We start from the raw sequence: 12,028 nt of genomic DNA, 5'->3' as shown, positions 1-12,028 counted from the left end.
GAACGAGAAACGGGCGCCCGACAAACGGGCGCCCGATCGTGACGCGATCGGAGTTCGGAGATCGGACCGAAAGTGGATGCCGGCGCGCGTCCTTCAAGGCCGACACCGCCGGGGCGATGCCTCAACCGCGCTTCAGAACCGTATCGAGTTCGCGCCGTTCCTCGTCCGTCAATTCGGCGACGGCCGGCGCATCGGCCCGCCGGCGGCGCATGGAGACCACCGCATAGCCGAGACCGGCGAGAAGCACCGCGACGGGCGTTGCCCAGAGCGCGATGGTGCCGAGCGAGACGCGCGGCTGCAGCAGCACGAATTCGCCATAGCGCGAGACGAGATAGTCGATGACTTCCTCGTTCGTGTCGCCGGCCACCAGGCGCTCGCGCACGAGGACGCGGAGGTCCTTGGCGAGACCCGCATTGGAATCGTCGATCGACTGGTTCTGGCAGACCATGCAACGAAGGCCGGCGGAAAGCTCGCGCGCGCGCGCCTCGAGCGCCGGATCGGAGAGGATCTCGTCCGGCTCCACCGCATGGGCGGGCGCAACCCCGAGAAGGGTATCCGGCGCACCGAGAAGCGGAGCGCAGGTGCCGAGGAGGAGCGCGAGCGCGCTCGCACGCAGGAGACGCCCGGCCGGTCTCGGGCCCGTCGTCCGCCCCTTGGGTCTCATCCGTCTCATCCGCGTGCTCCCGCGGCTCCGGCGAGCCGCGATTTGCGGGCCGCCGGCGCACCGACGCGCAGCCGCCGGTCGGCGAGCGAGACGACGCCGCCGATCGCCATGAAGATCGTGCCGATCCAGATCAGGGTCACGAACGGCTTGTACCAGATGCGCACCACCGTCGCCCCGCCATTGGCCGTGGAATCGCCCAGCGAGAGATAGAGCTGGGAGAACCAGTGGGTGCGGATGCCCGCCTCGGTCGTCGGCATCTGCCGGGCCGTATAGAGGCGGCGGGCGCTTTCCATGGTGCCGAGCGTCGTGCCGTTCTCCATCACGGTGAAGTTGCCGACCTCTTCGGTATAGTTCGGCCCGTCGCGCTCGCTCATGCCGTCGAAGCGGATCTCGTAGCCGCCGGCCCCGCGCACGTCGCCCGGTGCCATGGTGGTCACCACCTCGGTCTGGAAGGCCGAGACGCAGACGATGCCGACCACGGTGACGCCCAGCCCGAAATGGGCAAGCGCCGTGCCGAAGGCCGAACGCGGCAGGCCCTTCAGCCGGGCAAAGCCGGTCGACAGGCCCACTTTGCGGAAATTCGCCCGCTCCACGAGATCGACGAGGCTGCCGATAAGGAGCCAGATGCCGAGGCCGAGGCCGAGGGATGCCAGGACTTCGGTGCCCTGCGTGAGCGCGAGCGCGATGATCACGGTCAGGAGCGCTGCGCCGATCGCCCAGTAGAGGCGCTGGGTCGCGCCCGCGATATCGCCCCGCTTCCAGGCGAGCAGCGGCCCGAAGGGCACGGCGAGGAGGAGAGGCACCATCAGCGGCGCGAAGGTGAGGTTGAAGAAGGGCTCGCCGACGGAGATCTTCTCGCCGGTCAGCATTTCGAGAAGCAGGGGGTAGAGCGTGCCGACGAGCACGGTCGCCGTCGCCGTCGTCAGGAACAGGTTGTTGAGGACCAGCGCCCCCTCCCGGCTGATCGGCTGGAAGAGGCCGCCCGATTCCAGCGTCGAGGCGCGGAAGGCGAAGAGCGCCAGCGAGCCGCCGATGAAGACGCACAGGATCATCAGGATGAAGATGCCGCGCGAGGGATCGGTGGCGAAGGCGTGGACCGAAGTCAGCACGCCCGATCGCACCAGGAAGGTGCCGAGCAGCGACAGGGAAAAGGTGAGGATCGCAAGCAGGATCGTCCACACCTTCAGCGCCGAGCGCTTCTCCATCACCACCGCCGAATGCAGGAGCGCGGTGCCCGAGAGCCAGGGCATGAAGGAGGCGTTCTCCACCGGGTCCCAGAACCACCAGCCGCCCCAGCCGAGCTCGTAATAGGCCCAGTAGGAGCCCATGGAGATGCCGAGGGTGAGGAAGATCCAGGCCGCCAGCGTCCAGGGCCGCACCCAGCGCGCCCAGGCCGCGTCGATCTTGCCGTCCATCAGCGCCGCCACGGCGAAGGAGAAGGCGATCGAGAAGCCCACATAGCCGAGATAGAGCAGCGGCGGATGGATCGCGAGGCCCACGTCCTGGAGGATCGGGTTCAGGTCCTCGCCCTCGAAGGGCGCCGGGAAGAGGCGCGTGAACGGGTTCGAGGTGAACAGGATGAAGGCGAGGAAGGCGGTCAGGATCCAGGCCTGGACCGACAGCACGTTGGCGCGAAGGGTGGGCGGGAGATCGCGCCCGAAGCTTGCGACGAGCGCGCCGAAGAGCGCGAGGATCAGCACCCAGAGGAGCATCGAGCCTTCGTGATTGCCCCACACGCCCGAGATCTTGAACAGCATCGGCTTGGCCGAATGGGAGTTCTGGTAGACGTTGAGAACCGAGAAATCGGAATTCACATAGGCGACGGTGAGCGCCGAGAAGGCGAAGCCGAGAAGCAGGAACACGCCGAGGGAGGAGGCCTGGCCCACCTCCATCATGCGCGCATCGCCGCGCCGGGCGCCGAGCGCCGGCACCACCGACTGGATCAGCGAGGCGGCGAGCGCCAGGATGAGGGCGTAGTGGCCGAGTTCGACGATCATACCCCGGCTCCCTTTTCGTCTGCCGCTTTCGGCCGCGAATTGTCGTGGTCCCAGAGGCCGCGCGCCTTCAGGTCGTCCACCACTTCCTTCGGCATGTAGTTCTCGTCGTGCTTGGCGAGCACGGTGTCGGCGAGGAAGAGGTGGTCGGGGCCGAGCGTGCCTTCCGCGACGACGCCCTGCCCCTCGCGGAAGAGGTCGGGCAGGATGCCGGTATAGGTCACCGGCACGCTCTGGATCGTGTCGGTGACGCGGAAGGTCACCGTCTCGCCCTGGTCGCGCACGACGCTCCCCGTCTCCACCATGCCGCCGAGGCGGATGCGCTGGCCGGGGGCGGGCGTCTTCTCGACGATATCGGTCGGCGAATTGAAATAGGCGACCGAATCCGACATCGCGGTCAGGACGAGAGCGGCCGCCACGGCGACCACCGAAACCATGCCGCCGATCGACAGAAGGCGTTTTCCCTTGCGGGTCATTGGGGTGTTCCTCCCTCGCGGGCCTCGAGGCCGAGCGACCGGCCGAGGTTCGAGATTTCCTGACGCGCCGTATCGTCCTTCGAAAACACCCCGAGCGCGCGATCGAGCGCACCCTGGGCCTTCTCGTCCTCACCAAGGACCGAATAGGAGCGGATCAGCCTCAGCCATCCTTGCGCGTCGTTCGGGTCCGTATCAAGGCGCTCGGCCAGACGCGACACCATGCCTTCGATCATGGCGACCCGTTCGCCCGCATTCATCTGCGAGGCGGCGGCGATCTCCTCGGGGCCGGGCCCGGGCCCGGGCTCGCCCGCCGTGGCTTGCGCCTCGGGGCGCGCCACCGGGGAGCCGCCTGCGGCCGCCTGCGCGGGTGCGGGAGCCTCGGTCTCGGCCTGTGCCTGTGTCTGTGCCTGAGCCCCCTCGCCCGGCTGCGTCCCTTCGGCGAGCGCCGGAAGGCCGGCCTTCTGCCGCGCATCGGCGAGCGCGCTTTGGGCGATCGGCATCCAGGGCGCGTCGGGCTGGCTCTTCTCGATCAGCGCCTCCCAGGCGGCGGCCGCGTCCGCGTTCTCGCCCTCCTGGCTGAGATCGAGGGCGACGAAGAAGCGGGCCGGCAGATAATCGGGGCGCGCCTGGAGGGCGCGCTCGAAGAGGCCGCGCGCCTCCTCCGTCACCTCGCCGCCTGCGGACTGGGTCAGGGCCTCGCCGAGACCCGAATCGCGCACCGGGTTCGGTCCGAGAAGGCGGTTCGCGTTGCGGAAGGCCTGGATCGCGTCCTCGGTGCGGCCCATGCGCAGATAGATCGGCGCGACCACGGCCCAGCCCTCGCCGTCCTCGGGCTCGGCCCGCAGCCTCTCCTCGGCGCCCGCGATCAGCATGCCGATGCCGCCATCCTCGCCGACCCCGCCGGACGGGGCGGGCTGGGCCCGGGCCGACAGCGGCAAGTCCGGCAGCCCTTGAGCGCCGAAATGGCGATAGGCGGCAAGCGAGATCGCCGGCACGAGCACCACCACCGCGATCCCCGCGAGAATGCTCTTGCGTCCGACGGGGGCCGCGAACTCGTCGTCGCCCCGCCCTCCGGCGGCCGCATTGGCCTTCAGGAGCCGGCGCCCGATCTCGGCACGCGCGCTTCCAGCCTCAGCCTCGGAAAGCGTGCCGCGCTCCACATCGGCCTCCAGCTCCTCGAGCTGGGCGCGGTAGACCTCCACATCGTGCGCCGCACGCGCCTCGGCCGATCCGATCCGCGAGGAGAAGAACGGATGGACGAGCAGCAGCACGACGCCGAGCGTCATACCCGCCACGATGAACCAGAAGATCATTGAACCGACTAAAACCCGAATTATCCCAAGACCACGACCTGCCGCAGCCGGCCGCGCCATCCCTTGGAAATGTTCTAGCAGAACCGCCCGGGACCCCCAAGCGGAACCGATCTTACGAATTCGTCATGAGATCCGGGCTTGTGCGCACGAGGGGCGAGCGCCGCCCTTCGCCGTCTCGTGCCGCCGGACGACGCCCGGACTGGCAGCGGACAATCGATAAGCGATGCGCTCACAGATCCGGCTGGTCTCAGACGAGGACCCAGGTCCCCTCCGGCGACTTGCAGGCGGTGCCGATCATGCCGTTCGCGCCCGCCCCGTCCACATACTGGGTGAAGCTGCGGCAGTCCTGGGAGCCGACCCGGTAGACCTGGGTCGGCACGACGCGGCCCGAGACCCCTTCGGCCGACCATGCGACCGGCTCGCCCGTCGAGCCGAACTGGAGCGCCTGATATTCCGCCTCCACCGCCCGCGCCCGCGCGCCGGAGGGCAGGCGCTGGGCGTAGGCGCTGCGGCCGATGATGCCGCCGTCGAGGGAGGCGGCCCCCGGCGAGGAGGGGGCGAGGCCCGCGCCCGGCAGCGACAGACAGCCATTGAGCGACAGAGCGAGACAGGCGAGGAGGGAGACGGTGAACGGCTTGCGGGGCATCGGGGTCGTCGAACTCCGGAACGGTCGGCGGCGGCTGGAAGGCGTCTGTCTTCGATCCGTCGTCTCGTTCCTCATGTCAAGCCGGTCTCGACGCGCGAAAGCGGCAGGGCGACGACGACCGCGAGCCCGCCGAGCCGCGATGTCTGAAGCCGTACCTCTCCCTGATATTCGCCGGCCGTGTCGGAGACGATCGACAGGCCGAGCCCGCTTCCCGGCACGGTCTCGTCGAAGCGCCGGCCCCGTTTGAGGGCCGCCTGACGCTCCTCCTCGTTCAACCCCGGCCCATCGTCCTCGACCACCGTCTCGAAACGGTCGGGCCCGGCGGGCCGGCAGGCGATCACCACCCGGCCCTTCGCCCATTTGGAGGCGTTTTCGAGGAGATTGCCGACGATCTCCTCGTAGTCCTGGCGCTCCCCGGCGAAGACGAAATCGGGCACGGGTCCCGGCGCGAAACCCACCTCGATCCCCGGATTGAGCTTGGCGACCACCCGCACCAGGCGTTCGAGCACGGGGCGCACGGGCGTGCGATAGACGATGCTCTGCGTCTGGGCCGCCACGCGCGCGCGGTCGAGATAGTGCTGGACCTGCTCGCGCATGCGCCCGCCCTGTTCCTTGACGATCTGGCCGCTCGCCCCGCCGATCCTGTCGGCCTCGTTGACGAGGACCGCGATCGGCGTCTTCAGGGAATGGGCGAGATTGCCGACCTGGGTGCGGGCGCGCTCGACGATGCGCCGGTTGTTGGCGACGAGGGCGTTCATCTCGGCGGCGAGCGGCGCGATCTCGGCGGGAAAGCGGCCCTCCAGCGTCTCGGCCTTGCCGGCCCTGACCCGCGCAAGCGCCTTTCGCACCGTGCGCAAGGGGCGCAGGGCCCACAGGATGACGCCGGCATTGATGATCACGCTGCCGAGGCCGACGAGGACGAGATAAAGGGCGAGCCGGGTGTCGAAGCGGGCGATGTCGCCCTTCAGTTCGCTCTTGTTGCCCATCACGCGAAACCTTGCCGCCCGGTTCGATTCGTCGAGCACCACCTCCGTTTCGAGGATTCGCAGCTCCTCGCCGTTCAGTCCCGGCTTGTCGTAGGTGCGCTGGTAGTCGAAGGCGAAGGGAACCCTGTCCAGCGGCTCGCTCGCGATCGCGGAAAATCCGAGCGAGGAGGAGGTCAGGCGGCCGGTGAGGTCGGGGCTGACGGGAACGATCTCCCAGTACCATCCCGAGGAGGGCTGGACATATTTCAGGTCGCCGAGATTGGGGCTGCCCGACAGCGACCCGTTCTCGTTCACCGAGACGCTGTTGATGAGATTGAAGAGCTGGGCTTCCAGAAGCGCGGCGAAACCGTCCTCGGCCGCCTGTCGGTAGAGGGCGGAGATGAGGATGCCGACGGCCAGAAGCGCGGCGACGGTCCAAAGGCTCGACATGCCGACGACGCGCACGGCGAGCGAGCGGCTGACGAAGCGCCCGATGCGCGAGAGCGCCCGGGGCCTTGCGCCGCGATGCGCCTCGATCCGCGCCCGGCTCGTTTCCTGCGAGGCGGAGGCGGCGTCCACCGCGCTCTCAGCCATGCCGCAGCCGGTAGCCCTGGCCCCGGATCGTCTCGATCAGGTCGAGGCCGATCTTCTTGCGGAGCCGGCCGACGAAGACCTCGATCGTGTTGGAATCGCGGTCGAAATCCTGGTCGTAGAGATGCTCGATGAGTTCGCTGCGCGAGACCACGCTGTCCTGGTGGTGCATCAGATAGTCGAGCAGCCGGTATTCGTGGGAGGTGAGCTTCAGGGGCGTGCCGTCGACGCTGACACGCGCCGTGCGCGTGTCGAGCCGCAAGGGGCCGCATTCCAGTTCCGAACTCGCATGGCCGGCCGCGCGGCGGATCAGCGCCCTCACGCGCGCCAGCACCTCCTCGATGTGGAACGGCTTCGTCACGTAGTCGTCGGCGCCCGCATCGATGCCCGCCACCTTGTCGCTCCAGCGGTCGCGGGCGGTCAGGATCAGAACGGGCATGTTCCTCTGCTCGCGCCGCCAGCGCTCCAGAACGCTGATCCCGTCCATCACCGGCAGGCCGACATCGAGAACCACGGCGTCGTAGGGCTCGGTCTCGCCGAGGAAGTGTCCCTCCTCGCCGTCCGCGGCCTCGTCCACCACATAGCCCGCGCCCTGCAGCGCCTCGCGCAGCTGGCCGCGCAGATGACCGTCATCCTCGACGACGAGAACGCGCATGTCCCACTCCTTATCCTCGCGGCACCGGCCCTCAGGGCCGGATGGTGATCACGGTCCGTCTCGGCTTGCCGTTGTCCTGCGACGGCACGAGCACCGTGATGTGGCAGACCGTCGAGCCGTTTTCTACGCTCTGGGAGACCGACATCATCTGCCCGCCGCTCTGGCTCTCGGCCTGGCGCACCTCGGCCTGGGAACAGCTCCTGGGCGGGCCGCCCTGGCCTTGGCCCTGTTCCTGCCCTTGTCCCTGGCCACGCCCCTGCGCGCCGGCGACATCGAGGGAACCGAACAAGAGAGCGAGACCCGCAAGAGCTGCGAGCGCGAACGGAGCACGCCGGATGTCTGTCTTCATGGTCATGCTCGATCGCCGTTCGCGTCATCTCAAACCGTGGCCGCCCGCCCTCCATCTAGCGCTCTTTTCGTGAACTGCCGCTGAATGGAACGGATCGCGGACGACCCGCCCGAAAGCGGGCCGTCCTTCGGGCGATCCTATCGTTCCCGGCTGCCCGATGCCAACCGGGCGAGCTTCCCGTTCCCCGCCGCCCGACGCCGATCGGGCAAGCTTCCCCGTTCAGTGCAGCAGCTTCTCCGCCCTCAGCCGTCCGTAGATGGCGACGAGCGCGCCGATGGCGGCCGCCGTATCGAGGAGCGCGGTCGTCGCCGCGCTCTGGATCGCATCGGACACCTCCAGCCCGAACAGGCCGCCGAGCGCGGCCGCAAGGGCGACGAGGCCGCCCCAGACCGTGCGCGAGCGATACCATTCCTTCTGATCGATCATGCGCTTCTCCTTCTTCCTTCAGGGTCCGGCCGGTCACCTTCCCGGCCGCTCGAAGCTCCGTGTCGCGAATACACCCGGCCCCCAGACCGGCGAGACCTGGGCGACCTCAAGGGTCAGGCGGTCCGGCAGGCGCGAGAACGCCGCGATCTGCGCGTCCGGCGACAGGCGCAGCCCGGTCTCGGACACCTCGGCGGCGAAGACCCCGCCGCCATCGCCAGCCGCATCGCCCCTCACCCGCAGGCGGTAGATCTCCCGCTCCTCGCCCAGCGGCACGTCCTCGGCCTGCCAGCTGTCGCCGCCGACCCGCGTTCGCCGGATCCAGCCGAGCCGCACCGCGCCGTCCGGCTCGAAGAGCGCCGACAGATGCACCGGGGCATAGGGCCGCACCGCCCGAAGGCCGAGGCTCGCCCGCGCCATGGTCACCGCCGGATCGTCGAGCGGCCGCCCGATCGGGGCGAACCTGAGATCCAGCGGCTGGCCGATCTCGGTTTCGGTGAGCAACAGCGGCTCCACCGCCTCGTTCAGGAGAACGAAGCGCGAGCCCGGCGCGAAGGGCAGGGCCGCCTCGCCTTCGGTCCCGGCCTGTCCGCGAAGAAGTCCGGTGAGCCGGAAGAGGCCCGGCTCGATCTCGTCGGCGGCAAGGAACTGAAGCACCTCCAGGCGCCCGTCCTCCGCCACGATCGCCGCAGCATTGGCACCCGACAGGAGGTCCGCGTGAGAAACCGAGTAAAGGCCCCCGCGCGCGATCCGCACGGCGATCCGGTTGCCCGGGTCGCGCCGTCCGGCGGGCCCCGGCATCAATGCCTCCTCAAGACGCCCCATCACCGCCGGCTTCGAGACCACCGTCCGGCGCCTCAAGCCCCCGCCTTCGGGGGCGATGTCGATGGCGTAGGGCATCCAGGGCCGCGCACTCAGCGCGAGCGCGCCGATCGACGGGTCACGGCCGGGAAGCAGCGGGAGATCGAGAAGCGCGAAGGCCGGCCGCGAGGCCGCAATCGGCCCCCTTTGGTCGCTCGCGGGTCCGTCCCCGGCCTCCGGCCCTCGCCCCGGGGCTTGCGTAAAGGCGAGGCGCCGCGCCTCCACCTTTCGCGCCGCCCCGGTCTCGATCCGCGTCACCAGCCATTGCCCCGGTCGTCCCGTCACCGAAAGAACGTCGCCGGGCTCGATCTCGACCCGGTTCGGCGCCAGCGCGAATGTCGCCGTCTCGCGCGCCCCGTCCGCCTCGGCGAGGAGCCGGGCGGCGCAGCGGGCCGCAAGCTCCCGGTCCATCACCGCCGGCGCGCTCGAAAGCCCGGTTCGCGGCACCTCGGCCTCGCTGCGGGCCGCGCTCGCGACGGCCGGCTGAAAGGCGAGATCGGGATCGAGATAGCCGATCGCGATCTCGTCCGGCCTCTCGCCCGCCTCCGCCCGCAGCCTCTCGCAGAGCGGCCCCTCGCCGTCCACCAGCGCCCCGATGGCGACCTCGTCGTGACGCCGGTCGAGGGAGCGGAAGCAGATGTCGCCGCCCCCCGCGAAGGCGATGGCGCCGACGAGCGACAGGATCGTCTCCACGTCCTCGCGGGCCGGGCGCGGGCCCTCGATCACATAGCCGCCGAGCAGTCCGTCGAGCCCCGAGACGTCGTATCCTGCGATGCCGTGATCCTTGAGGATCGCCGCGATCAGCGCGTCGGCCGGGGCGTTGGCGAGCCGCCCGTTCAGCCAGTGGCCGAGCCGCCAGTTGGCGCCGTCGCTCCACAGATCCGAGCGGGCCGGAAAGGCCGGATAGGGCCGCGCATCCCAGGTCCAGACATGGATCGCGCCGGGCTCAACCATCGGCCCGCCATAGACCGGCGAGATCGGATTTCGCGCCTGCGGCCCCGGCCCGATCCCCGCCTCCCAGCCGGCGAGCGCCGCCTCCAGGAAGCGGCGCTGGGCGAGATCGTCGCGAAAGCCGCGCGAATGATAGGGCGCGTGGCTCTCGGAGGATTTGGGATCGGTGAAGACGTTCGGCTGGTTGCCGCCCCGGTCGATGGCCGGGCAGCCGATCTCGGTGAACCAGATGGGCTTTCCCATCGGCACATAGGGCGAGACCTCGCCCGTCTCGGCCCCGCCCGGCCCCCGCTCGCGGTGGTGGTTCGACCACCAGCCCTTCATGTCCTTGTCGCGGTAGACGAAGGGCGTGCCGCCCGCCCCGTCGGTGATCGGCGTGCGCCGGCCCGCGCGCCGGTCGGCCGCACTCGCATAATACCAGTCGAACCACTCGCCGGTATCGAGGGAGGCTGTAAGCGCCGCCCGGTCGTAGGGCGAGGCGACGCCGCCTCCCGGATCGCCCTCGCCGCGCCAGTCGGAGAGCGGCAGATAGTTATCGATCCCGATCACGTCGATCGCGGGCGAGGCCCAGAGCGGATCGAGATTGAAGCGCATCTCGCCCGCCCCGTCCGCCGGGCGGTAGCCGGCATATTCGCTCCAGTCGGCGGCATAGGTGACGACGGCATCCGGCATCATCGCCTTCACCTCGCCGGCGATGGCGATCAGCGCCTCGACGAAGGGAAAGCGTCCCGCCTCGTCGCGCAGCCGCGTGAGGCCGCGCATTTCCGAGCCGATCACGAAGGCGGCGGCGCCGCCGCGCCGGGCCAGATGCGCCTGATGGAAGATCATCCGGCGATAGGACCATTCCGGCGGGCCGCGATAGGTCAGCCGCTCGCCGCGCCAGGCGAAGTCGCCGGGAGACGCGGTGCCGACGAACCGGTCGATGTCGGCCCTCGCCCCCGCCGTCCGGTCCGCCGTTCCGGTTTCGCTCTCTGCGCGGTCCAGCGTCATGCGCCCGCGCCAGGGAAAGGCCGCCTGCTCGAGCCCGCCATAAGGGTCCGGCAGCCCGTTGCCGGCCGGCACGTCCATCAGGACGAAGGGATAGAAGGTGACGGCGAGCCCGCGTGCGCGAAGCTCGGCGAGCGCCCGCAGAACGCCCGCATCGCTGGGCGTTCCGCCATAGGCCGGCGCGCCGTTTTCAAGGCTCACCAGTTGCGCCTCTCCGCGCGTCAGATCGCCGACGCGCCAAGCCTCGGTCTCCCGGCGGGCGCTGATCTCCACCTTCGGACGAAGGCTCGCATGGCCGGCCCTCAGATCGTCGGCGAACCAGGCGCTCACCAGCGCCGCCCGTTCGAGGGCCGGCATCACCGCCTGCATCTCGTCCATGGAGGCCGACCAGTCGCTCGGGCCGAAGGAGACGGTCCGGTTGATCACCCGGTCCTCCCCCTCGGCGATCGCCTCGCGCACGGGGCGCGGATCGAGCCCGTGCTCGCTCGCCCCCGGAATGATGGTGATCGCCTTCACCGCCCCTTCCAGATCGCCGATCGCCCGCATCACCTCGCAGGAGATCTGCGGCACCCGGTTGCCCCAGCGCGCGAGCGCCAGCCGCTCGAACACCAGATAGGCGAGCCCGCGATAGGCCGGCGCGCGGCCCTCGCCCTGCCTCGCCTCGATCAGCGGATCCGGCGACTGGTCCTCGCCGCCGCGATGAAGGCGCACGGTGACATCGCCCCGGTCGAGCTCCTCGCCATCGGCCCAGATGCGCCGGATGCCGGAGATCGGCCCTTCGCAGAGGCCCACGGCGAAATTGGCGAAATAGCTGTAGCTCGTCACCTCGACGCCGCCCGCGCCGCCGCCCTTGCCGCCCTGGCGCTCGGTTTCGGCCTCCTCCTCGAAGCGCGTCGCCCAGATCACCTGGCCCGCGACCCGTGCCGTGCCGTAGACGCGGGCAATGCCCCCGCCTTCGTCGGCCTGCATGATGCGGGCCGCATCGAGACGCGGCCCCTCGCGCCGCTCGCGGGTGCCGAAGAGGGAGGCATCGATCGCGGACCCGGCGAGCCCGCCGGCCGCGCGTCCGAGAACGGCGCCGAGCGGCCCCGCGACGGCACCGCCGAGCGCCGCGCCGGCCGCCTGGAGAAGCAGCGTTGCCATGACGTCAGAC

10 protein-coding genes are annotated in these 12,028 nt (G+C 70.0%); all 10 read right to left on the bottom strand.

The window, feature by feature from the left end:
• Positions 1-121: 121 nt before the first annotated feature.
• Positions 122-673, bottom strand: a complete 552-nt coding sequence (locus DYI37_RS07820) for a cytochrome c-type biogenesis protein (RefSeq protein ID WP_245413830.1) — start codon at positions 671-673, stop codon at positions 122-124.
• Positions 670-2,661 carry a heme lyase CcmF/NrfE family subunit gene (locus tag DYI37_RS07815; protein WP_116682654.1) on the bottom strand — a complete coding sequence of 664 codons (1,992 nt, stop codon included), beginning with the start codon at positions 2,659-2,661 and terminating at the stop codon, positions 670-672. The genes DYI37_RS07820 and DYI37_RS07815 overlap by 4 nt, the downstream gene beginning before the upstream one ends.
• A complete protein-coding gene (gene ccmE / locus DYI37_RS07810; RefSeq protein WP_116682653.1) occupies positions 2,658-3,134 on the bottom strand; it encodes a cytochrome c maturation protein CcmE in 477 nt (158 codons plus the stop codon). Before ccmE ends, DYI37_RS07815 begins: the two co-directional genes overlap by 4 nt.
• The gene (gene ccmI / locus DYI37_RS07805) at positions 3,131-4,447 is read right to left on the bottom strand and encodes a c-type cytochrome biogenesis protein CcmI (RefSeq protein ID WP_116682652.1); all 1,317 of its coding nucleotides are present in this window, start codon (positions 4,445-4,447) and stop codon (positions 3,131-3,133) included. The genes ccmE and ccmI overlap by 4 nt, the downstream gene beginning before the upstream one ends.
• Positions 4,448-4,694: 247 nt before the next feature.
• Positions 4,695-5,093: a hypothetical protein gene (locus tag DYI37_RS07800; protein WP_116682651.1), complete on the bottom strand. Its 399-nt coding sequence runs from the start codon at positions 5,091-5,093 to the stop codon at positions 4,695-4,697.
• Between the two features lie 71 nt (positions 5,094-5,164).
• Positions 5,165-6,508, bottom strand: coding sequence for an ATP-binding protein (locus DYI37_RS07795; RefSeq protein ID WP_245413851.1), 1,344 nt, complete (start codon positions 6,506-6,508; stop codon positions 5,165-5,167).
• A gap of 136 nt (positions 6,509-6,644) precedes the next feature.
• Complete coding sequence (locus DYI37_RS07790) at positions 6,645-7,304, bottom strand: response regulator transcription factor (protein ID WP_116682649.1); 660 nt, start codon at positions 7,302-7,304, stop codon at positions 6,645-6,647.
• Positions 7,305-7,335: 31 nt separating this feature from the next.
• Entirely contained in the window at positions 7,336-7,659 is a 324-nt protein-coding gene (locus DYI37_RS07785) for a hypothetical protein (protein ID WP_116682648.1), read from the bottom strand.
• Between the two features lie 213 nt (positions 7,660-7,872).
• On the bottom strand, positions 7,873-8,079 hold the full coding sequence (locus DYI37_RS07780) for a hypothetical protein (RefSeq protein ID WP_116682647.1): 207 nt from the start codon (positions 8,077-8,079) through the stop codon (positions 7,873-7,875).
• A 33-nt stretch (positions 8,080-8,112) separates the two neighbouring features.
• Entirely contained in the window at positions 8,113-12,018 is a 3,906-nt protein-coding gene (locus DYI37_RS07775) for a baseplate multidomain protein megatron (RefSeq protein WP_116682646.1), read from the bottom strand.
• Between the last annotated feature and the right edge of the window lie 10 nt (positions 12,019-12,028).

Origin of the sequence: Fulvimarina endophytica (assembly GCF_003403015.1) — a bacterium.
Classification (GTDB): Bacteria; Pseudomonadota; Alphaproteobacteria; order Rhizobiales; family Rhizobiaceae; genus Fulvimarina; species Fulvimarina endophytica.
The sequence above is the reverse complement of the archived record's forward strand: the minus strand, read 5'-3'. Positions and strand labels throughout refer to the sequence as shown.